This is a genomic window from Saccharothrix hoggarensis (assembly GCF_052936025.1).
Genome location: NZ_CP193624.1, coordinates 3,247,996 through 3,268,574 on the forward strand (window position 1 = coordinate 3,247,996; position 20,579 = coordinate 3,268,574).

The 20,579-nt window shown below is 74.5% G+C and carries 24 protein-coding genes; 14 read left to right on the top strand and 10 right to left on the bottom strand.

The features are described from left to right. Positions 1-35: 35 nt before the first annotated feature. Positions 36-389 (bottom strand): ArsR/SmtB family transcription factor, encoded by a 354-nt coding sequence (locus ACRAKH_RS15045; RefSeq protein ID WP_380725536.1) that lies wholly within the window; start codon positions 387-389, stop codon positions 36-38. After that, positions 386-832 (bottom strand): SRPBCC domain-containing protein, encoded by a 447-nt coding sequence (locus ACRAKH_RS15050; protein WP_380725538.1) that lies wholly within the window; start codon positions 830-832, stop codon positions 386-388. Before ACRAKH_RS15050 ends, ACRAKH_RS15045 begins: the two co-directional genes overlap by 4 nt. Positions 833-947: 115 nt before the next feature. Here ACRAKH_RS15050 and ACRAKH_RS15055 point away from each other — a divergent pair, with 115 nt between their 5' ends. Further along, complete coding sequence (locus ACRAKH_RS15055; RefSeq protein ID WP_380725540.1) at positions 948-1,952, top strand: serine/threonine protein phosphatase; 1,005 nt, start codon at positions 948-950, stop codon at positions 1,950-1,952. A 36-nt stretch (positions 1,953-1,988) separates the two neighbouring features. Here the strand turns inward: ACRAKH_RS15055 and ACRAKH_RS15060 are convergent, their stop codons facing one another. The 4 genes from ACRAKH_RS15060 to ACRAKH_RS15075 all read right to left on the bottom strand — a co-directional run bounded on the left by ACRAKH_RS15060 (position 1,989) and on the right by ACRAKH_RS15075 (position 5,898). Continuing rightward, positions 1,989-2,849, bottom strand: coding sequence for a class I SAM-dependent methyltransferase (locus ACRAKH_RS15060; protein ID WP_447009887.1), 861 nt, complete (start codon positions 2,847-2,849; stop codon positions 1,989-1,991). A gap of 34 nt (positions 2,850-2,883) precedes the next feature. Further along, positions 2,884-4,377, bottom strand: coding sequence for a hypothetical protein (locus tag ACRAKH_RS15065; RefSeq protein ID WP_380725544.1), 1,494 nt, complete (start codon positions 4,375-4,377; stop codon positions 2,884-2,886). Positions 4,378-4,525: 148 nt separating this feature from the next. Further along, on the bottom strand, positions 4,526-5,431 hold the full coding sequence (locus tag ACRAKH_RS15070; RefSeq protein WP_380725546.1) for an NADP-dependent oxidoreductase: 906 nt from the start codon (positions 5,429-5,431) through the stop codon (positions 4,526-4,528). Then, positions 5,428-5,898, bottom strand: a complete 471-nt coding sequence (locus tag ACRAKH_RS15075) for a MarR family winged helix-turn-helix transcriptional regulator (protein WP_380725547.1) — start codon at positions 5,896-5,898, stop codon at positions 5,428-5,430. Before ACRAKH_RS15075 ends, ACRAKH_RS15070 begins: the two co-directional genes overlap by 4 nt. Before the next feature lie 96 nt (positions 5,899-5,994). Here ACRAKH_RS15075 and ACRAKH_RS15080 point away from each other — a divergent pair, with 96 nt between their 5' ends. Continuing rightward, positions 5,995-6,624, top strand: a complete 630-nt coding sequence (locus ACRAKH_RS15080; RefSeq protein ID WP_380725549.1) for a TetR/AcrR family transcriptional regulator — start codon at positions 5,995-5,997, stop codon at positions 6,622-6,624. A 102-nt stretch (positions 6,625-6,726) separates the two neighbouring features. Then, positions 6,727-7,353 carry an FMN-dependent NADH-azoreductase gene (locus ACRAKH_RS15085; RefSeq protein ID WP_380725551.1) on the top strand — a complete coding sequence of 209 codons (627 nt, stop codon included), beginning with the start codon at positions 6,727-6,729 and terminating at the stop codon, positions 7,351-7,353. Between the two features lie 18 nt (positions 7,354-7,371). Here ACRAKH_RS15085 and ACRAKH_RS15090 read toward each other — a convergent pair whose 3' ends face one another. Then, on the bottom strand, positions 7,372-8,409 hold the full coding sequence (locus ACRAKH_RS15090) for a helix-turn-helix transcriptional regulator (RefSeq protein WP_447009888.1): 1,038 nt from the start codon (positions 8,407-8,409) through the stop codon (positions 7,372-7,374). Positions 8,410-8,496: 87 nt separating this feature from the next. Here ACRAKH_RS15090 and ACRAKH_RS15095 point away from each other — a divergent pair, with 87 nt between their 5' ends. From ACRAKH_RS15095 to ACRAKH_RS15120, 6 genes are all read left to right on the top strand, one after another. Further along, a complete protein-coding gene (locus tag ACRAKH_RS15095) occupies positions 8,497-8,949 on the top strand; it encodes a cupin domain-containing protein (RefSeq protein ID WP_380730188.1) in 453 nt (150 codons plus the stop codon). Continuing rightward, positions 8,946-9,350: a DUF1304 domain-containing protein gene (locus ACRAKH_RS15100; RefSeq protein ID WP_380730190.1), complete on the top strand. Its 405-nt coding sequence runs from the start codon at positions 8,946-8,948 to the stop codon at positions 9,348-9,350. Before ACRAKH_RS15095 ends, ACRAKH_RS15100 begins: the two co-directional genes overlap by 4 nt. An 18-nt stretch (positions 9,351-9,368) precedes the next feature. Beyond that, positions 9,369-9,815 (top strand): GNAT family N-acetyltransferase, encoded by a 447-nt coding sequence (locus tag ACRAKH_RS15105; RefSeq protein WP_380730192.1) that lies wholly within the window; start codon positions 9,369-9,371, stop codon positions 9,813-9,815. Between the two features lie 160 nt (positions 9,816-9,975). After that, entirely contained in the window at positions 9,976-10,947 is a 972-nt protein-coding gene (locus ACRAKH_RS15110; protein WP_380730196.1) for a FecCD family ABC transporter permease, read from the top strand. Further along, a complete protein-coding gene (locus ACRAKH_RS15115; protein ID WP_447009889.1) occupies positions 10,944-11,972 on the top strand; it encodes a FecCD family ABC transporter permease in 1,029 nt (342 codons plus the stop codon). Before ACRAKH_RS15110 ends, ACRAKH_RS15115 begins: the two co-directional genes overlap by 4 nt. Then, entirely contained in the window at positions 11,969-12,799 is an 831-nt protein-coding gene (locus tag ACRAKH_RS15120; RefSeq protein ID WP_380730679.1) for an ABC transporter ATP-binding protein, read from the top strand. The genes ACRAKH_RS15115 and ACRAKH_RS15120 overlap by 4 nt, the downstream gene beginning before the upstream one ends. On the opposite strand, the gene ACRAKH_RS15125 is transcribed toward ACRAKH_RS15120, so the two are convergent. Both ACRAKH_RS15125 and ACRAKH_RS15130 read right to left on the bottom strand, forming a co-directional pair. Continuing rightward, complete coding sequence (locus ACRAKH_RS15125; RefSeq protein WP_447009890.1) at positions 12,783-13,610, bottom strand: SDR family NAD(P)-dependent oxidoreductase; 828 nt, start codon at positions 13,608-13,610, stop codon at positions 12,783-12,785. The two genes, ACRAKH_RS15120 and ACRAKH_RS15125, sit on opposite strands and share 17 nt — an antisense overlap. Positions 13,611-13,673: 63 nt before the next feature. After that, positions 13,674-14,459, bottom strand: coding sequence for a carbon-nitrogen hydrolase family protein (locus tag ACRAKH_RS15130; protein ID WP_447009891.1), 786 nt, complete (start codon positions 14,457-14,459; stop codon positions 13,674-13,676). A gap of 138 nt (positions 14,460-14,597) precedes the next feature. On the opposite strand from ACRAKH_RS15130, the gene ACRAKH_RS15135 reads away from it, so the two are divergent. The 5 genes from ACRAKH_RS15135 to ACRAKH_RS15155 all read left to right on the top strand — a co-directional run bounded on the left by ACRAKH_RS15135 (position 14,598) and on the right by ACRAKH_RS15155 (position 19,533). Further along, positions 14,598-16,589, top strand: a complete 1,992-nt coding sequence (locus ACRAKH_RS15135; protein ID WP_380723811.1) for a UvrD-helicase domain-containing protein — start codon at positions 14,598-14,600, stop codon at positions 16,587-16,589. 67 nt (positions 16,590-16,656) lie between these two features. Beyond that, on the top strand, positions 16,657-17,001 hold the full coding sequence (locus tag ACRAKH_RS15140; RefSeq protein ID WP_380723810.1) for a lycopene cyclase domain-containing protein: 345 nt from the start codon (positions 16,657-16,659) through the stop codon (positions 16,999-17,001). After that, the gene (locus tag ACRAKH_RS15145) at positions 16,983-17,297 is read left to right on the top strand and encodes a lycopene cyclase domain-containing protein (protein WP_380723809.1); all 315 of its coding nucleotides are present in this window, start codon (positions 16,983-16,985) and stop codon (positions 17,295-17,297) included. The genes ACRAKH_RS15140 and ACRAKH_RS15145 overlap by 19 nt, the downstream gene beginning before the upstream one ends. After that, complete coding sequence (locus ACRAKH_RS15150; RefSeq protein ID WP_380723808.1) at positions 17,297-17,995, top strand: class I SAM-dependent methyltransferase; 699 nt, start codon at positions 17,297-17,299, stop codon at positions 17,993-17,995. Before ACRAKH_RS15145 ends, ACRAKH_RS15150 begins: the two co-directional genes overlap by 1 nt. Next, positions 17,992-19,533 (top strand): FAD-dependent oxidoreductase, encoded by a 1,542-nt coding sequence (locus ACRAKH_RS15155; protein WP_380723807.1) that lies wholly within the window; start codon positions 17,992-17,994, stop codon positions 19,531-19,533. Before ACRAKH_RS15150 ends, ACRAKH_RS15155 begins: the two co-directional genes overlap by 4 nt. On the opposite strand, the gene ACRAKH_RS15160 is transcribed toward ACRAKH_RS15155, so the two are convergent. Further along, the gene (locus ACRAKH_RS15160; protein WP_380723806.1) at positions 19,500-20,456 is read right to left on the bottom strand and encodes a DUF5914 domain-containing protein; all 957 of its coding nucleotides are present in this window, start codon (positions 20,454-20,456) and stop codon (positions 19,500-19,502) included. The two genes, ACRAKH_RS15155 and ACRAKH_RS15160, sit on opposite strands and share 34 nt — an antisense overlap. Between the last annotated feature and the right edge of the window lie 123 nt (positions 20,457-20,579).

Sequence of the window (20,579 nt, forward strand, 5' to 3'; positions counted from 1 at the left end):
GTCGCGCCGGTGCGGGCTGGGGGAGAGGGGTGGTGCTAGCGCGACTCGCGCTCGGCGGCCTCGGCGAGGCGCTTGATGGTGGCCAGTCGGCGGTCCCAGTCGGCCGCGAGCGCGGCCATCCACCGGGCCGTCGCGTCCAGCGCCTCCGGCCTCACCGCGTACCGCACCTCGCGCCCGACCCGGCTGCCGGACACCAGCCCGGCGGCGTCGAGCACGGCCAGGTGCTTGACCACGGCCTGCCGTGAGACGGGGAGGCGTTCGGCGAGCGTCGTCGCGGTCGCCTCGCCCCGCGCGGCGAGCACGTCGAGCAGTTGCCGCCGGGTGGGGTCGGAGAGCGCGGCGAGGACGCCGTCGACGACGTCGACGGCGCCGCGACGTCCGTCCGTCACTCCGGCAGGTGTTCGGCGCGCTTCTTGAACGCGTCGATCACCTCGGGCCAGCCGCGGCGGTTGTCCTCCAGTGCCTTGTCGCGCAGGTCTTCCGGCGCGGCCAGCGACGCGAAGCCGCTCTCGACGACGCGGAGGCGCGTCTTGTCGCCTTCCGACGTCAACGTGAACTCGACCAGGGTGCTGTTGTCCGGCCGCAACTCCTGGCCGGGGAACGCGCTGGCCCACCGGTACGCGACGTACGTCGGCGGCTCCAGCTTCTCCACCTGCACGGGGAACTCGCCGTACTGGGAGTTCTTCGCCACCACCGACTCGCCTTCCTTCGCCACCGTCCCGGCCAGGGTCGCCTCGTCCGCGACCCAGAAGCCGGGCTGGGTCACCAGCGACCACACCCGCTCCAACGACGCCTCGATCAGGGTCTCACGTTCGATCCGGTCCGCGCTCATGCCTGGAACTCCTTCGGTGACGCCATCAGATGCAACCCCAGGGTTGCACATAGCCTGTCGAAGTGCAACCGCACAGTTGCACATGAGGTGGCTCCAGGGCTGGGATGATCGTGTGATGACGGCTGCCAGGCGCGCGCTGCACGAGAAGCTGTCGGGCTTCCTCGCCTCGCGCGACGACGACGAGCTGGTCGCGCTCCTCGACGCGGGACGGGCCGGTGACGTCGGCGTGGGCGGCGGCCCCGCGGTGCTCGACGTCGACGGCGTGCCGGTGTTCGCGAAGCGCGTCCCGCTGACCGACCTCGAACTGGCCCACCCGCGCTCCACCGCGAACCTCTTCGACCTGCCGGTGTTCTGCCAGTACGGCGTCGTCAGCCCCGGGTTCGGCGCGTGGCGCGAGCTGGCCGCGAACCTCGTCGTCACCGAAGGGGTTCTCGCCGGCGAGACGGGGTCGTTCCCGCTGCTGCACCACTGGCGGGTGCTGCCCGGACGCGCACCCGTCGCCGCCGAGCACGCCGACGTCGACGCGGTCGTGGCCGCGCTGGACGGCAGCCCGGCCGTGCGGGCGCGGCTCGAAGCCCTGGCCGCCGCGACGTCCAGCCTGGTGCTGTTCTCCGAGTACGTCCCGCTCCCGCTGGGGGACTGGCTCGCCGAGGACCCGGCGGGCAAGGCGGACGTGGTGGAGCGGCAGCTCGCGGAGATCGTGGCGTTCCTGCGCGGCCGCGAGCTGCTGCACCTGGACGGGCACTTCGGCAACCTCCGCTCGGACGGCGAGCGCATCCACCTCGTGGACTTCGGGCTGGCCACGTCGCCGCGGTTCGACCTGTCCGCCGCCGAACGCGACTTCGTGCGGCGCAACGCCGACCACGACGCCGGGTACGCGTCCATGCGCCTGGTCAACTGGCTGGTGACCGAGGTGTGCGGCGTGGAGGTCCCGGCCGTCGGCGGCCCGGTCGCCCGCAACGAGTTCGTGCGCCGGTGGGCGGCCGGTCACGTCGCGGACGGCGTGCCGCCGGGCGTGGCCGCCATCCTGACCCGGCACGCGCCCGCCGCGGCGGCGATGAACGACTTCTACTGGCGGCTGTTCGACGGCGACGTGGGCGCGGAGTTCCCGCGCTGGTGACCGCCTGCCCCGGTCGAGCGAGGTTCGCGTGGCGCGTTATCGGCGCGGCGACCCCGACGCCGTGAGCAGGAACGCGGGCGCCCACCAGTAGTCGTGCAGCCGGGTCACCTCGACGTCGGCGAACCCGGCCCGCTCGGCCTGCTCCGCCCACCGCGCGGCGGGCTGCTCCCACGTCGCCCGGATCGCGCCGGGCATGAGTTGGCCGGTCAGCACGGGCATCAGGAAGCCACGGGCCACGAGCGCGCGGTCGGCGCCGTACTCCGCGAGCCCGCGCTCGTAGGTCTCGGCGAGGCGACGCAGGTGCTCCGGTCCGCCGTGCGGCAGGTCCGGGACGTCGAACTCGACCACGGCGAGCGTGCCGACGTGCCCGACGAGGTCGGACAGCACGCCGTCGCGGACGTCGTGCGGCAGCGCGTGCAGCGCGAACGTCGACTGCGCCACGTCGAACGCGGTGTCGTCGGCCAGGGACGCGGCGAACGGCTCGACCCTGGTCGGCCGGGCGTCCACCTCGAAGCCGTCCAACGCGCGCACGGCCGCGTCCAGCAACGCCGCCGACGGCTCGACCAGGGTCACGGTCGAGCCGCCGTGGCCGGCGAGCGCGGGCCGGAGCAGCCGGCCGTCACCGCACCCGACGTCCAGCACGGTCGACGGCCGGACGCGGGCGTGCAGGGCGGCCAACGCCTCGCCGACGGCCCGGTAGAGGCCGACGTTGCCGCCGCCGTCGATGAACGCCTCGAACGCGGCCGGCTGGTCGTAGACGGACCCGCCCCGCTCCTCCGCCAGGTGCGCGGCCAGCGCCTCGGCCAGGGGCGATCCGCCGTCGCGGACCGCCGCCCCGGCCCGGTCGAGGTCTCCGGCGGCCACCGCGTCCAAGGCGTCCTCGATGTTCGTCGTCACGGCGACGAGCATGCCGAAGGCGGGTGCCGGCGGCTCACGCCCGCATGAGGATCAGGTCGCCGTGACCGCCGTAGCCGAGCACGGGCTCCGCGTACTGCGTGCCGTCGAACGTGATCAGCCACCACTCGCGGCCGACCGGCAGCAGCATCGGGTGCGGGATGTTGGTGCCGTACGGCGCGTCGAGGGTGCCGAGCTTGCGCATGGACATGTCGTAGACGGGGTACTGGCGGGCGTCGCCGTCGCTGGCGAACACGTGCCAGTCACGGCCGACGCGCTGGATGATCGTGCCCTCGGTCTGGTCGACCGCGTTGTCCGCGCCGACCAGGGCGAGCGATTCCGCGTAGTCGGCGCCGCGGGGCCCGATGGCGAGCGCCGGGTGGAAGACGAACGCGGGCTGCTGCGCCTCGCTCTCCACGAACGCGAGGTTCCAGCGGCCGTCGATGCGGGTGAGGGCGGGGTCCCACGAGCTGACGGCGGTCGGCAGCGCCAGCCGGGACGTCGGCAGGACGTGCACGCCGCTCAGCACGTTCGCCCTGGTCGTGGTGTGGCGGATGTGGACGCCGCGGAACGCGAAGTCGCCCCACGAGCTCATCAGCAGGATGAACCGGCCGGTGCGGTCGTCGTAGACGATCTGGCCGGCGTGGTCGCCGAGCACGACGCCGTCGCGTTCGAAGAACAGCACGGCGACCTGCTCCAACCGGCTCGGGTCGGCGAGGTCGATCGTCCACACCGCCCAGTGCGCCTGCTGGAAGAACCCGAGGCCGGCGTTGGTCATCGTCAGGTACAGCTTGCCGTCGCGGATGAACGGCCTGCCGTCGGCGTGCTGCACGACGTGCGGGTCGCGGACGCCCGCCTGGCCGAAGTACCCCGCCCGCACCCGGCCGAGGCGCACGTCGCCGTCCCGCCCGCCGTAGGCGTAGTCGAGGCCGCCCAGCACTGCGGGGACCCGCAGGTCGACGAGGGCGCGCACGCCGTCCCGCTCGGTCAGCACGGGCTGCCAGCCGGTGCCCGTGCCGGTGGTGTCGAGCAGGACGGTGACCGCGTTCTCGTTGACGACCACGGCGAACCGGAACGCGCCGGTCACCACGCGGACGTCGGCCGACTTCACCACGGTGGTGGCGCCGCCGGTGGCGACCTCGATGGTCGCCCGCCCGGTGGACGCGTCGAACGTGCCCAGCACGGAGGTGGCGTTGCCCGCCAGGCCCGCCACGACCACGCCGCCGGTGCCGGCCTGCTGCACCTCCACCAGCACCGACCCGAACGGCGCGCGCGGCCGCACGCCGGTGCGGACCAGCGTGCCGGCGGCGGCCGAGGGCGGGGTGACGGCGCTGTCGTACTGCACGAACCGCGGCGCGACCAGGTCGAACGGCCGGTACTTGTGCGACACCTCGAAGTGCAGGTCGAACGGCGTCACGGACGGTTGAGCCATCGCGGGCACGGTACCGAACGCGGTCGCCAGCCCTCCGATCGCGCCCGCCGCCCCCAGGTGCCGCAGCACCGTGCGCCGATCGAACTCCCGTGCCGCCATCGGACCTCCTCGGATCGAGCTCCTGCCGGTAACTGGTTCACCATGTGTTACAGGCAGTGGTGAGCAGGTGTCCAGGGGGCGCCCGAAGTCCGCGCCGCACGGGAACGATCCGGGAGCACGGCTCGTGGGGACGCGGCCGGAGCCGTGATCACACCGTCAGCACGACCTTGCCGCGCGCGTGGCCCGAGTCGCTGAGCCGATGCGCCTCGGCGGCCTCCACCAGCGGGAACGTGGCGGCCACGGTGGTGCGGAGCGTGCCCTGGGCGGCGAGGTCTGCCAGTTCGGCGAGGCGTTCGGCGGACCGCTGCTGCGGACCGGCGGCGAAGACGACCCCCAGTTCGTGGGCGGTGTTGTCGGCGATCGTGACGATCCGGTCGGTGCCGCCGCGCAGCGTGATCGAGTCCGGCAGCGCGCCCTTCCCCGCGACGTCGAACACGGCGTCCACGCCTTCGGGCGCCAAGGCCCGCACCCGCTCGACCAGGCCCTCCCCGTAGGTGGTGGGCGTGGCGCCGAGCGCGGCGACGTGCTCCTGGTTGCCGGGGCCGGCGGTGCCGATGACCCGCACGCCGGCGGCCACGGCCACCTGCACGGCGATCGACCCGACCGCGCCCGCGGCGCCGTGGACGAGCAGCGTCTCACCCGGCCGGACGTCGAGCAGGCCGAGCACGCGGTCCGCGGTCTCACCGGCCACGGGCAGCGTCACGGCGTGCTCCCACGACAGCCCTTCGGGCTTGCGGGCGACCGTGGTGGCCAACGCGTGCTCGGCGTAGGAGCCGGTGTCCGCGAAGCCGAACACCGGATCGCCCACGGCCACACCGGTGACGTCCGCGCCGACCGCGTCGACCACGCCGGCGACCTCCAGGCCGAGGATCGCGGGCAGCGGTGTGGGGAAGACGGCCTCCATCGCGCCCGAGCGGACCTTCCCGTCGAACGGGTTCACGCCCGCCGCGCGCACCGCCACCCGCACCTGGCCCGGTCCCGGCTCGGGGCGCGCCACGTCGGCCGGGCGTAGCTCCTCCGGTCCGCCGAACCGTTCCAGCACCACGGCTTTCATCCTGGTTCCTCCTCGATCGGGTGGGTGTGCCGGTGGGCGATCGCGTGCTCGACCGCGCCGGCGAGCCTGATGAACGTGTCGACCTCGGCCGGGTCGAGCCCGCGCACGGACGCGCGTTCGAGCGTGGACCACAGGTCGGTCAACGGCTCGCGCAGGGCGCGGCCCTCGTCGGTGAGCCACACGTGCAGCACCCGCCGGTCCCGCTCGCTCGGCTCGCGGGTCAGCAGGCCCGCGTCCTGCATGCGGCGCAACGACTTCGAGACGGTCGAGTGGTCCAGGCCGACGTGCTCCAGCAGCTCGGACTGCGTCTGGCCGTCCCGGTCGAACAACCGCATCAGCAGCAGTTCCTGGCCGGGGTGCAGGCCGAGGTCGCGCAGCAGCGCGGCGGCGAAGCCCCGGTGCGCCCGCGCCAGCGTGAAGATCGCGTAGCTCAGCCTGCCCGCGTCGGCCGTGCTCGGCTGGTCCACGGTCACCTCCGTTCTGTGGCTGGCCACATGACCGTACCACGATTGGTTGGCCAGCCACATGATTGTGCCGGCGCAGACGGACTACAGTCCGCCTCCATGAGCGACGAGCACGGCGGTGGCGCGCATCAGGACGTCGAGTTGGCGAGTCTGCGCGGACCCGCGCCGAAGGAGCGGGCCGACGCGGCGCGCAACCGGGCCAAGATCCTCGACGTGGCGGCCCGGCTCTTCTCCCGCCACGGCGTCGCCGCCGTGTCGATGGACCAGATCGCGGGCGAGGCGGGCGTGGGCAAGGGGACGTTGTTCCGCCGGTTCGGCGACAAGGCGGGCCTCGCGTCGGCACTCCTCGGCGTCCGCGAGGAAGACCTCCAGCGGTCCGTCCTCAGTGGACCGCCGCCGGTCGGGCCGGGCGCGCCGGCGGGGGAGAGGCTGGTCGCGTTCGTCACGGCGTACGCGCGGTTCCTGGAGGCGAACCTCGACCTGGTGCGGCTGTCGGAGACGGCGAGCCCCGGCGCGCGGTACCGCACGGGCGCCTACCGGTTCTGGCGGCTGCACCTGCGCATCCTGCTGGCGGAGGCGCGGCCGGACCTCGACGCGGACTTCTTCGCGCACGCGCTGCTCGCCCCGCTGGCCGCCGACCTGCGGCACGCGACGGGCGAGGAGTTCTCCGCCGATCGGTTCGCCGACGACGTCGGCCGCCTGGCCCGCCTGGTGCTGACCGGCGCGTGACGGGGCGCACGACGGGCCGCCCGACACAAACGGACTGCAGTCCGCTACAGTGGTCGTTATCCGGACCGCAGTCCGGTTGATCGCGCCCTGATGGAGGACCGCATGACCACCCTGCTGCACATCTCCGCGTCACCCCGCGGCGAGGCGTCGGAGTCGCTGGCGATCGCCCGCACGTTCCTCGACGCCTACCGCGCCGCGCACCCCGACCACCACGTCGACGCGTTCGACCTGTGGGACGGCACGCTGCCCGAGTTCGGCCCCGACGCGACCGCGGCCAAGATGGCGGTGTTCGCGGGCCAGGAGCCGTCGGGCGCCGCCGCCCGCGCGTGGGACGCCGTCGTGCGGACGTTCGAGCGGTTCGCCGCCGCCGACGCGTACCTGTTCAGCGTGCCCATGTGGAACACCGGCGTGCCGTACGTCCTCAAGCAGTTCATCGACGTGGTGAGCCAGCCCGGCATGGTGTTCGGGTTCGACCCCGAGCACGGCTACCGCGGCCTGCTCACCGGCCGGAAGGCCGCGGTCGTCTACACCAGCGCCGTGTACGGGGACGGCGTCCCGCCCGCGTTCGGCACGGACTTCCAGCGGCCGTTCTTCAACGGCTGGCTGCGCTGGGCCGGGATCACCGACATCACCGAGGTCGAGTTCCGCCCCAACCTCGTGACGCCCGACGCCGAGCAGGCGCGCGAGCAGGCGCACGAGGACGCGGCGACCGCGGCCAAGGCGTTCTGACCCCGGTCGGGCCGCCGCTCAGCCGGTCGTGCGGTCCTCGGGCCGCAGCGTCGCCACCAACTCGCCGCGGCTGCGCGCGCCGACCTTGCCGAACACCGACTTCAGGTGGTCCTGCACGGTGTGCGCGGAGATCGCGAGCCGGACCGCGATGTCCGAAGTGGACCGTCCCGCGATGACCTCGTGGCACACCTCGCGCTCGCGGGCGGTCAGGCCGTAGGCGGCGAACAGCAGGCCGAGCAGGTCGTCGGCGGACGCCCGTTCCACGGTCACCACCGTCTCGGCGTCGTCCTCGCCGATCAACCGGCCCGCCCGCACGACGACCCAGCCGCCGGACGCGTCGCGCACCCTCGCCCGGAACGTGCCGGACGCGGCGGACCGCGCGCCGACCGCCACGGCCCGCACCAGCACCGCGAACCGGCCGGGCGCGATCTCGTCGAACTCCTCCTGCCACGCCCGGGCGGCGGCAGTGGCGGCACGCGGCGTGCCGTCGCCGCCGACCACGACGATCGCCGGGTCCCCGCCGCCCCGGTGCCGCCCGCACCGGGCGGCGAGCCTGGTCGCGGTGGCGATCGCGGGCGCGACGGAGGCGACGAACTCGCTCTCCCGGTCGGTGAACTCGCCGCGCCGCACCATGCCCGCCGCGCCCCAGCACGTGCCGTCCGCCCGGAACACGGCGCGCAGCTCGTGGCGCAGGCCCAGCGGGCGCCACACCTCGTTGAGCCGGCCGCAGCGGGCGGCGTCCCGGCCCGGCGCGTCGGACAGCCGCGCCACCGACCCCGGGCGGCGGGCCAGCTCGGCGAACGTGTGCGGCTCCGCGCCGCCGTACTCGAAGGTGGCCAGCAAGGGCTCGTACCGGGGCGGGATGCGGGTCGCGCCGCTGGTCATCGAGCTGATCACGGCGGTGTCCGGGTCCAGCGACGCCCAGCACACCAGGTCCGCGGGCACGACCCGCCCGACCACGTCGATGGCGGCCCGGTGCAGCTCGGCGAGCCCCAGGCCCGCCGTCGCGAGGGCGGCGACGTCGCGTCGCGCGGCGAGCGCCCGACCTTCCCACATGGTCGGAGTATGCGCCGCCGGCCGGAGGACCGGCATCCCACATTTCCGGGATGGGGCGCGGTGCCCCGCGGTTCCTACCGTCGACCCGTGAAGACACACCTCAGCACCGCGGGCGACGGCTTCGAGCTGACCTCGCCCGACGCGAAGATCGTGGTCAAGGTGGACGCCGCGCACACCGACGGCGCCTACGAGCTGTTCGAGGTCGACGCGCCGCGCGGCCCCGCCGTGCCGCCGCACACCACGCCGTGGGCCGTGGCGTTCTACGTGCTGCACGGCCGGATGGCGGTGTTCGTCGACGGCGAGGTCCACGACGTGGGCCCGGGTTCGTCGATCGCCATCCCGCCGGGCGCGTCGCACACGTTCGCCGTGCACTCGCCGTCGGTGAGGTTCCTGGCGGTGAGCCCGACCGACGCGATGGGCCGGTTCTTCCGCGACGTCGACCGGACCGTGCCCGCCGACCTGCCGATCGCCGAGGCGGCCCCGTTGCTGCGCGACGTGGTCGCGCGGCACGGCGTCACCGTGGGGGAGTGGTCGTCGTGAACGCCGTCGCGCAGGTGGCCGCCGGCCTGGCCGCGTCGCTGCACGTGCTCGTGTTCGTCTGGGAGACGGTCCTGTTCACCAAGCCCGGTGTGCACTGGGGCGTGTTCAAGGTCCCGACCGAGGACGTGCCGCCCGTGCGGCTGTGGTCGTTCAACGTCGGCCTGTACAACCTGTTCCTCGGCGCGGGGACGGTCATCGGCCTCGTCGCGCTCAACACGGGGGACGAGGCCGTCGGCCGCGCGCTGGTGTTCTACACGTGCGGGTTCATGGTGCTGGCGGGCATCGGCCTCGGCGTGTCGGACCGGATGGCGCTGAGCCGCCCCAAGGGCGCCGGGGTCGTCGGCACGATCTCGCAGATCACACCGGCTCTCGTCGCGATCGTCGCCCTGGCGCTGGCCTGATCGGGCACGATCGCCACCGTGGCAGACCCGCACCTCCGCACGGCCACCGCCGACGACGACCCGGAACGCCTCTTCGACCTGCTGTGGGCCCTGGCCCCCGACGACGACCGCCCGCCGGCCGACCGCCTGGCCGCCGCGTGGCGGGAGATCGTCGCGCAGGCGGGCCGGCGCGTGTTCCTGGCCGAGCGCGACGGCGAGCTGGTCGGCGCGGTCGACACCGTCGTGCTGCCGAACCTGACCCGCGGCGCGCGGCCGTTCATGCTGGTGGAGAACGTGGTCGTGCGGCCGGGGGACCGGCGGGGCGGTGTCGGCTCGGCGTTGTTCCGGGCCGCGCTGGGCTGGGCGCGGGAGCGCGGCTGCTACAAGGTCCAGCTGCTGTCCAACGACCGGCGGGCCGACGCGCACCTCTTCTACGAGCGGCACGGGTTCGCCGCCACCGCCAAGGGCTACCGCCGCTACCTGTGACCGCCGTCGTCGGGGCGGGCGGCGCACGCGCCGGTCGGCTGCCGCGTCGCGCGGTCCGGGGCCGAGGCCATCCGGACGATCAGCGGCGACCGAGTGTCGGTTAGCCTTACCTAAACTTCGGGAGGTGTGGGTGTCGCGCGAAGCGGTCCGGGGGATCGGGATGCTCGTGTCGATCGCGGTGCTGGGCCTGGTCGTGCTGCTCAGCCTGTGGATCGGCACCAAGAGCATCCCGTTCGCCGACACGTTCTCCCTCCTGCTCGCCGACGACGGCACGGGCGACGCGGCGATCGTGCGCGCCGTCCGCGTGCCCCGCGCGGTCCTCGGCCTGCTGGTGGGCGCGGCGCTCGGGTTGTCCGGCGCGGTGATGCAGGCGCTGACCCGCAACCCGCTGGCCGATCCCGGCCTGCTCGGCGTGAACATGGGCGCGGCGGCGGCGATCGTGTCCGCCATCGCGTTCTTCGGCATCACCAGCCCCACCGGGTACGTCTGGTTCGCGCTCGCGGGCGCGGCGGGCACGGCCACCGTCGTCTACGTGCTCGGCGCGGCCGGCCGGGGCACGCCCACGCCGGACCGGCTGGTGCTCAGCGGCGCGGCCCTGACCGCCGTCCTGTACGCCTACGTCTCCGCGATCCTGCTGCTGTTCACGCACACCTTCGACGCGTTCCGGTTCTGGAACGTCGGCTCGCTCGCGGGCCGCGACCTGGAACTGGTCGGCCAGGTCGCGCCGTTCGTGCTGCCCGGCATCCTGATCTCGTTCCTGCTCGCGCGGAGCCTGAACGTGCTGGCGCTCGGCGACCACACCGGCAAGGCGCTCGGCGCCAACGTCAACCGCACGCGGGCGTTCGGCGTGCTCGCCGTGACGCTCATGGCGGGCGCCTCGACGGCCGCCGCCGGGCCGATCGCGTTCGTCGGCCTCACCGTGCCGCACGTGGCCCGCATGATCGGCGGCACGGACCAGCGCTGGGTGCTCGCGTACTCGGCGGTGCTGTCGCCGATCCTGCTGCTCGGCTCGGACATCGTCGGCCGCGTCGTCGTCGCGCCGCAGGAGATGGAGGTCGGCATCATCACCGCGTTCATCGGCGCGCCCGTGTTCATCGCGCTGTGCCGCCGCCGGAAGCTGGCGACGCTGTGAGGACCGTCCGCACCCGCGCCGTGTCCCTCCGGTTCAGCGACCGCGCGCTCCTCGTCGGCACGGCCCTCGCGGCGCTGACGGTCGTCGCGGCGGTCGCCACCATGGTCACCGGCGACTTCCCGCTGACCGTCGGCGAGGTGCTGGCCACGTTCCTCGGCCAGGGCGACGGCTACGCCGACTTCGTCGTCTTCACCCTGCGCCTGCCGCGCCTGATCACCGCGGTGCTGGTCGGCGCGGCGCTCGCGCTCAGCGGCGCGATCCTGCAGAGCCTGTCCCGCAACCCGCTGGCCAGCCCGGACATCATCGGCTTCACCCAGGGCGCGGCCACCGGCGCGATCGCGGTGATCGTGCTGGCCCAGGGCAGCATGGTCGCCACCGCGATCGGCGCGACCACCACGGGCCTGATCACGTCCGCCGCCGTCTACCTGCTCGCGTTCAAGCAGGGCGTGCAGGGCTTCCGGCTGGTGCTCATCGGCATCGGCGTGAGCGCGATGATGCTGGCGGTCAACTCCTACCTGCTCACCCGCGCGTCGCTGGAGAGCGCGCTGGCCGCGCAGACGTGGCTGGTCGGCGGCCTGAACAACCGGGGCTGGGACCAGGCCGAGGTCGTCGCCCAGGCGCTCGTGGTGCTGCTGCCGTGCGCGCTGGTCCTGGGCCGCCGCCTCGCGCTGCTGGAGATGGGCGACAGCACGGCGACCGGCCTGGGCGTGAACGCCGAGCGCACCCGGCTGGCGCTGCTCGCGGTGAGCGTCGGCCTGGCCGCCGTGGCGACCGCCGCCGCCGGGCCGATCACGTTCGTGGCGCTGGCCGCGCCGCAGCTGGCCCGCCGGCTCACCGGGGCGTCCGGCCCCGGCCTGGCGGCGTCCGCGCTCCTGGGCGGGCTGCTGCTGGTCGTCAGCGACTTCGCGGTGCAACGGCTGTTCCCGGCGACCCCACTGCCGGTCGGCATCGCGACCGGCGCGATCGGCGGGCTCTACCTGGTCTGGCTGCTGGCCAGTGAGTGGAGGAAGGGGAGCGCGACATGACGGTGCCCGAGGCGGGACCGGGGACGGCGCGGCTGCGCGGTGCGGAGCTGACCCTGTCCTACGACGAGCGGGTCGTGGTGTCCGGGCTGGACGTGGAGATCCCGGACGGCTCGTTCACCGTCATCGTGGGCCCCAACGCGTGCGGCAAGTCGACCGTGCTCAAGGCGCTGGCGCGGATGCTGAAGCCACGCGCGGGCTCGGTGTACCTGGACGGCGCGGCGATCTCGTCGTACCGCTCGAAGGAGGTCGCCCGCAGGCTCGGCCTGCTGCCGCAGTCGTCGCTCGCGCCCGGCGGCATCACCGTCGGCGAGCTCGTGGCCCGCGGCCGGTACCCGCACCAGCGGTTGCTGCGGCAGTGGTCCGCCGACGACGAGGCGGCGACCGACGAGGCGATGCGGATGACCGGCGTGCACGACCTGGCCGACCGGCTGGTCGACGAGCTGTCCGGCGGGCAGCGGCAGCGGGTGTGGCTCGCCATGGTGCTCGCGCAGGACACGTCGATCCTGCTGCTGGACGAGCCCACGACGTTCCTGGACATCGCGCACCAGGTCGAGGTGCTGGACCTGTGCGCGAACCTGCACGAGACCGGCAACCACACGCTGGTCGCCGTGCTGCACGACCTGAACCAGGCGTGCCGCTACGCCACCCACCTGATCGCGATGAAACCCGGCGTCGGCGTGGTGGCGCAGGGCCACCCGGCGGACATCGTGACGGCGGAGCTGGTCGAGGACGTGTTCGGCCTGCCCTGCCGCGTGATCGCCGACCCGGAGACCGAGACGCCGCTGATCGTGCCGCTGCGCCGGCAGCGCGTCACAGCCGCCACCTGACCCGGCCGGGCGGCTCGGGGACCAGCTCGGTGGCGAACGCGGCGGCGATGTCCTCGACCTGCCACGACTCGCTCGTCAGCACCGGCTGCTTCACCGCGTGCTGCGCGATGAGGTGCAGCTTGTCGGGCAGGAACCGCACCAGCTGGCCGGTCACGTCGCGGGAGAGGTCGCTGAGCAGGTAGGTCACCAGCGGCGCCATCTTGTCGGCCGTCTGGTCGCGCGAGCTGATCTGCTCGGCCCGCGGGTCGGAGCCCATCATCGGCGTCCACGCCAGCGGCGCCACGCCGTTGACCCGCACGCCCCGCGCCGCGAGCGCGCCGGCCCACGACAGCGTCACCGACGCGACCGCGCCCTTGGACGCCGAGTAGGCGGCGGCGTCGGCCCGGCCCAGCATCGCGCCGGACACGACGTTCACGATCGAGCCGCCGCGCATGACCTTCGCCGCCGCCGTGCCGCAGTAGAGCGTGCCCAGCACGTTCACCTCGACCACCGAGCGCAGCACGTCCGGCTCGTCGTCCCAGGGGTCGGCGAAGTGCGTGATGCCCGCGTTGTTCACCAAGCCGTCCACCTGCCCGAACAACGACCCGCACAGGTCCACGAGCGCCGCCGCGACCGCCGGGTCCGCCACCGAACCGGTGTGCGCCACCGCCCGGCCGCCGGCGGCCTCGATCGCGGCGGCCACCTCCGGCGCGCCCTCGACGTCGTTCACGACGACGCGCGCGCCCTCGGCCGCCGCGTGGCGCGCGTACGCCTCGCCCAGCCCGCGGCCCGCGCCGGTCACGATCACGGCCTTGCCGTCCAGCACGCCCATCGCGCAAGCCCTCCGTGTGGTGCGGGTCCAGTCGGTGCCGGGTCCAGTCGGTGCGGGTCGCGGTCAGCCGGTCCGGCCGAGGTAGCCGTTCCGGGCGTCGTCCGCCCGCAGCCGGTCGACCTCGGCCCGTTCCAGAGCGGCCACGACGACCCGCGGGCCCGTCCCGGCCTCGGCGATCCGCCGGCCGTCCGGGTGCCACACCCCGCTGCCGCCGCACGAACGCCAGCCGGGGCCCGCGCCCGCCAGGTTCGCGACCAACGCGTACATCCGGTGGTCCATCGCGCGGGCGGCCGGGTGGACGTCGAGCCGCCGCTCCTGCCCCTCGGTGTACAACGCGGACACGGCGTAGACGTCGGCGCCGCGCTCGGCCGCCTCGCGGGCGTGCTCGGGCACGGCGGCGTCGTAGCAGACCGCGAGCGCGACCCGCCAGCCGTCGACCGCCAGCGGCGGCGCGGACGCGCCCGGCTCGAACAGGTCGCGCTCGGCCCGGTGCAGGTAGCGCTTGCCGACCACGTCGACCGCGCCGTCCGGCGACAGCGCCACCGATGCCAGCAGCCGCCCGCCGTCCGGCGCGAGCCACGGCGCGCCGACCACGGTGGTGACGCCGCGCGCCCGGCTCGCCTCGCGGACGACGTCCAGCCGGGGGTCCTCGGCGGTGACCCAGGACGCCCGCTCGTCGAGCCGGGCGAGGTCGTAGCCGGTCAGCGACAACTGGGGGAACAGCAACAACCGCGCGCCGTCGTCCGCCGCCGCGGCGACCAGCTGGGCCGCGCGGCGCGCGTTCTCGGCGACGTCACCGGGGACGGGCGCGTGCTGCGCGACCGCGACCACCAACCTGTCCGATTCCACGCGGGGGATCATCGCACGCCGAGTGGCGGCGCGGAGTTGTTACCGACAAAAGCGCGGAGAAATGTGGTACACATGAAGGTTGACATCGCCGATGAATGGCGGAGATAAGACAGGTTCAGTGTATCACAGGGGGCAAGCGTGACAACCGGGGAATTGTCCGTCGAACGTGCTCGGATCGCGTTCCTGCACGACCGGCTCGACCGCGAACGGGCCGCCGCCCAGGCCGCGCTGGACGCCGCCCTGCGCGACGGCCACGAACCGCGCTGGCACCGGGAAGTGGCCGTGCGGACACTGTCCGAGCAGGTCAGCCGCCTGAAGGTGGCGGACGGGGGCTTGTGCTTCGGCCGCATCGACACGGCGGACGGGCGGGTCTACGTCGGCCGGGTCGGTTTGTTCGACACCGAGCACGACTACGAGCCGTTGTTGACGGACTGGCGCGCGCCGGCGGCCCGGCCGTTCTACACGGCGACCGCCGCGAACCCGGAGGGGGTGACGCTCCGGCGCCATTTCCACACCCGGGGCCGGCGCCTGGAGAGCTTCCACGACGACGAACTCCAGCTCACCTCGAAAGCGCTCCTGGCGGCATTGGAGGCACCGCGGTCCAAGACGATGCGGGACATCGTCTCCACGATCCAGGCCGAGCAGGACGAGGTGATCCGCCTGCCGCACCGGGGCGTGCTGGTGATCGAGGGCGGACCGGGCACGGGCAAGACGGCCGTGGCCCTGCACCGCGTCGCGTACCTGCTGTACGCGCAGCGCGAGCGGCTGTCCCGCCACGGCGTCCTGGTGGTCGGCCCGAACCCCGGTTTCCTGCGGTACATCGGCGAGGTGCTGCCGTCGCTCGGCGAGACCGACGTCGTGTTCGCCACGCCGGGCGAGCTGTTCCCCGGCGTCCGCACCGACCGCGAGGACACGCCGGAACTCCAATCCCTCAAGGGAGGCCTGGCCGCCGTCGACCTGGTCCGCGAGGCCGTCGCCGACCGGCAGGAGCTGCCCGTCGACCCGATCCCGGTCGAGCTGGAGGACGTCACCGTGCCGCTCACCGCGGAGATCGCCGCCGCGGCGCGGGACCGCGCGCGCCAGGCCGGGCTGCGCCACAACGAGGCCCAGCCGGTGTTCCACCGGGCACTGGTCGACGCGCTGGTCGCGCCCGCGTTGGAGCTGATCGGCGAGGACTGGCCCGAGCTGGCCGCCGACGTGCGCCGCGAGCTGTCCGGCAACGCCGACGTGCGCGCGGCGGTCGCCGAGCTGTGGCCGGTGCTGACCCCGCGGACGCTGCTGGCGGACCTGTACGCGGGCCGGTGCTTCGCGCTCGGCTACCCGGAGCTGCACCGCGACGACCCGCGCGCGTGGACGGTCTCCGACGTGCCGCTGCTGGACGAGGCCGCCGAGCTGCTGGGCACGACCGGCGAGGCGGAGCGGCGGGCGGAGGAGGAACGCCGGCGCGCCGTCGAGTACGCGCAGGGCGTGCTGCACGTCATCGACACCGACCAGGCCATGTACGAGGAGGAGCTGCGGGCCGTCGACCTGGTGGACGCGGAGTGGCTGGCCGACCGCCACACCGCCGTCGACCACCGGGTGCTCGCCGAGCGGGCCGCCGCCGACCGGGAGTGGACCTACGGGCACGTCGTGGTGGACGAGGCGCAGGAGCTCTCGCCGATGGACTGGCGGGTGCTGGCGCGGCGCAGCCCGAACCGCTCGATGACCGTCGTCGGCGACCTGGCGCAGCGGCAGGCGGAGGCGGGGGCGCGCGACTGGGCGGCGGTGCTCGGCCCGCTCGCGCGCGACCGGTGGGCGTACCGCCGGCTGACGGTCAACTACCGCACGCCCGCCGGGATCATGGCCTACGCCGCCGCGGCGCTGGCCGAGGTCGACCCGACCGCCGTCGTGCCGACGTCCGTGCGGCAGGGGGAGCCGCCGCTGGAGGTCACCGGCGCGGACCCGGAGTCGTTCCGGCCGGCCACCGGCACGTTCGCGGTGATCGGCCCGCACGGACCGCTCACACCGCGTGCCGCCAAGGGGTTGGAGTTCGACACGGTCGTGGTGGTCGACCCCGAACGGATGACCCCGGCGGAGCGGTACGTGGCCCTGACCCGCGCCACGCGACGGCTGGTCGTCCTGCGCACCTGACGCCTCCCCGCCGCTTGTCGTGCGGACGGCCGGCGCCCGCCCTACGGTGAGTCGCGGGAGGTTGTCCATGGACGATCGGTGGGAGTACCTGTCGGTGCTCGTCGGCTGCCTGGTCCTCACCGCACCGCTGGAGTACCTGGGCGCCGGCGTGTACCGGCGGTTCGACGCGGTGGTCCGCGCGGTGTTCCCGGTGCTCGTCGTCTTCGGCGCATGGGACCTCGTGGCGATCGCGCGGGGGCACTGGACGTTCAGCGAGCGGTTCACCCTGGGGCTCGTGCTGCCCGGCGGCATGCCCGTGGAGGAGGCGTTGTTCTTCCTGGTGATCCCGTTGTGCGCGCTGCTGACGTACGAGGCGGTGCGCGCCCTGGTGGCGGCCCGGTCGGAGGACGCGCGGTGGGTCCGGAATACCTGATCGCGGCCGTGGTGTCGGTGGTCCTCACGGTCGCGCTGGAACTCGGCCTGCTGCGCACCGGCCTGTTCCGCCGCCCCGCCTACTGGCTGACGCTGGCGATCGTCTTCGCGTTCCAGGTGCCGGTCGACGGCTGGCTGACCAAGCTGAGCGCGCCCGTCGTCCACTACGCGCCCGCGGCGATCAGCGGGGTGCGGGTGCCGTGGGACATCCCGGTCGAGGACTTCCTCTTCGGCTTCTCCCTGATCACCCTGACCCTGCTGCTGTGGGAACGGGCCCGCACCCGGAAGGCGGTCTGATGGCGAGGTTGGCGGTGGAGGCGGTGCCCGACGCGTTCGACGTGGCGGCGCCCGGCTACGACCTGCTGGTCGGCGCGAACCCCGGCTACCACCGGGAACTCCGCCGGTCGGCCACCGCCCTCGCCCTCCCGGACGACGGCGCCGGACGACGGCTGCTCGACCTGGGGTGCGGCACGGGCGCGTCCACGGCGGCGGTGCTGGCGGTGGCCCCGCGGGCGGAGATCGTCGGCGTGGACGCGTCACGGGGGATGCTCGACCAGGCCCGGCGCAAGGCGTGGCCGGAGAACGTGTCGTTCGTGCACGCCAGGGTGGAGGACCTCGTGGCCGAGGGGCCGTTCGACGGGATCTTCGCCGCCTACCTGATCCGCAACCTCGGCGACCCCGACCCGGTGCTCGCCACCGTCCGCGGGCTGCTCGAACCCGGCGGCCGGTTCGTGGCGCACGAGTACTCGGTGCGCGACTCGCCGCTCGCCGCCGCGCTGTGGACGGCCGTGTGCTGGACGGTGATCATCCCGGGTGGCGTGGTGGTGACCGGGTCGCCGAAGCTCTACACCTACCTGTGGCGCAGCGTGCTGGCCTTCGACGGCGCCCGCGCGTTGCGGGGTCGGTTGCGCCGCAACGGGTTCCGCCGCGTCCGCGTCCTGCCCGCCGCCGGGTGGCAGCGGGGGATCGTGCACACGTTCGTGGGGTGCGCGTGAGGCGCGACCGGAAGGCCGTGCGCACGCCGGGGCCGGTCGGCCGCCCCACCTGCGACCGGGACGTGGTCGTCGTCGGCGGCGGGATCGCCGGGCTGGCCGCCGCCACCGTCCTGGCCGAGCGCGGCGCGCGGGTCGTGCTGTGCGAGCGCGAGGACCACCTCGGCGGACGCGTCGGTGGCTGGGGGACCACCCTGGCCGACGGCAGCCGGGCCACGATGACCAGGGGCTTCCACGCGTTCTTCCGGCAGTACTACAACCTGCGGTCGCTGCTCGCCCGGATCGACCCGGACGGCGCGGCGCTGACCGGGCTGCCGGACTACCCGCTGTGGCACGCGGGCGGTCACCGCGAGGGCTTCGCCGGGCTGCCGCGCTCGGCGCCGTGGAACGCGGCCGCGTTCCTGGCGCGCAGCCCCGCGTTCGAGTGGCGCGACCTGGCGTCCGTGGACACGCGGGCCGCCCTGCCGCTGCTGGACGTGTCCGTGCCCCGCACGTACGAGGAGCTGGACTGGCTGGACGCCGCCGGGTACCTCGACCGGGTCCGGTTCCCGCGCGCCGCGCACGCGCTGGCGTTCGAGGTGTTCTCGCGCAGCTTCTTCGCCCACCCCGGCCGGATGTCCGCCGCCGAGCTCGCGACCATGTTCCACATCTACTTCCTCGGGTCCAGCGAGGGCCTGCTGTTCGACGTGGCCGCCGACCCGTTCCCCGTGGCGTTGTGGGAGCCGCTGGCCCGCTACCTGACCGCCCGGAACGCCACCATCCGCACCGGCGCGCCGGTGCTGCGCGTCGACCGGGGCGAGCGGTTCACCGTGCACCTGCCGGACGCGGTGCTGGAGGCGGACGCCGTGGTCCTCGCGCTGGACGTCGCCGGCCTGCGCCGGGTCGTCGCCGACTCGGGGTTGGGCACGGCCGCGTGGCGGGAGGACATCGGGGGCCTGGAGACCGCGCCGCCGTTCCTGGTGTCCCGCTACTGGCTGGACCGCCCGGTCCGCCCCGACCGGCCCGGTTTCCTCGGCACCACCGGCTACGACCTGCTGGACAACGTCTCCGTGCTCGACCGCTACGAGCGCGAGGCCCGCGAGTGGGCCGCCCGCACCGGCGGCTCGGTGGTCGAGCTGCACGGGTACGCGCTCCCGGCCGACGTGGACCCGGACGCCGCGCGGACCCGGCTGCTCGACCAGCTGCGCGTCGTCTACCCGGAGACCCGGGACGCGCGGGTCGTGGACTCGCGGCACGAGCTGCGGGCGGACTGCCCGCTGTTCCCGCCGGGCGGGTTCGCCCGACGCCCCACCGTGCGGACCCCGGTGGACGGCCTGGTGCTGGCGGGCGACCTGGTGCGGGTCGACCTGCCGGTCGCGTTGATGGAACGCGCCGCCACCACCGGGTTCGCCGCCGCCAACCACCTGCTGGCCGGCTGGGGCGTGGCGGGCGTCGACCTGTGGACCGTGCCGACCGCCGGGCGCGGTCCCGTGCTGCGGGCCCTGGCGCGCCGGTTCGGCCGCAACCCCTACGTCGACCGGCCGGTGGCGCGCAGCGCGTAGCGGCGCTCGGCGTACGCCAGGTCGTCCCGCCACAGGCGTGCGGCGGCCCACCTCATCAGCGGTCGCAGCGCGGGTGCGGCCGGGCGGGCCAGGGCGAAGCCGCGCCGGTCGGAGTGGGCGATGGTCGCCTCGATGACCGCGGTGCGCGCCGGTGACGTCGTCAACGGCGTCGCGTGGGTCTCCACCACGCTGCCCTCGCCCTCGCCGTCCACGATGCGCATCACGACCGTGCGCGCCTCGGGGCACCTGAACTCGGCGGTCACCGGGACGCCGATCCGGCCGGCGACCTTGAACGTCACCTCGACCACGAACCGGTCGTCCTCCTCCGTGGGCGTGCCGCGCACGGCCAGGTTGGCGAACGAGTACGGGTGGAACCACGCGCCGTGCCACGGGTCCAGCCGGTTCGCCACGACGTCCTCGGGTTCGCAGCGGCCGACGGCGGTCGCCACCGCGTCGACGCCGCCGGCGGGGCGGGCGGGCAGGACCGGCTCGGGCAGCGGTTCCTCGCCGCCGACGTCGTCCAGCCGCACCCACACCAGCACGCCGTCGTCGTGCGCGGGGTACGGGTTCCACGTGCCGAACCGGCGCGAGCCGAGCGCCAGACCGTGCCAGCGGCACACCAGCTCGCCGCGGTGCACGGCGGCGTCGCACAGCGGCGCGCCCATGTGCGGGCACGCGCCGTCACCGGCCGACACCGCGCCGTCGGGCCCGCGCCACACCACCACCTCGCGGCCGCCGATCACCCGTCCGAACGGGCGGGACGACGTGACCTCGCGGCCGGCCGCGACCACGAACCAGTTGCCGGACGGGCGCGCCGAGGCCCGCTTGACCGCCGCCTCGATCAGCGCCGGCTGCGCCTCCCGCCACGTCGGCTCCTGCTCGGGCCAGGGCTTGGCGGTGAACCGGCGCAACGGGATGCGCATCGACGACCTCCACCTGTGGACACCGTCACCCAGGGTGACAGCCCACCCCGGGTGTCGCCACCGGACCGGTCCCGGCGGACGTCGGCGTGCAGGGTCAGCCGGTCGTCGGCGGTCCCGGGGTGG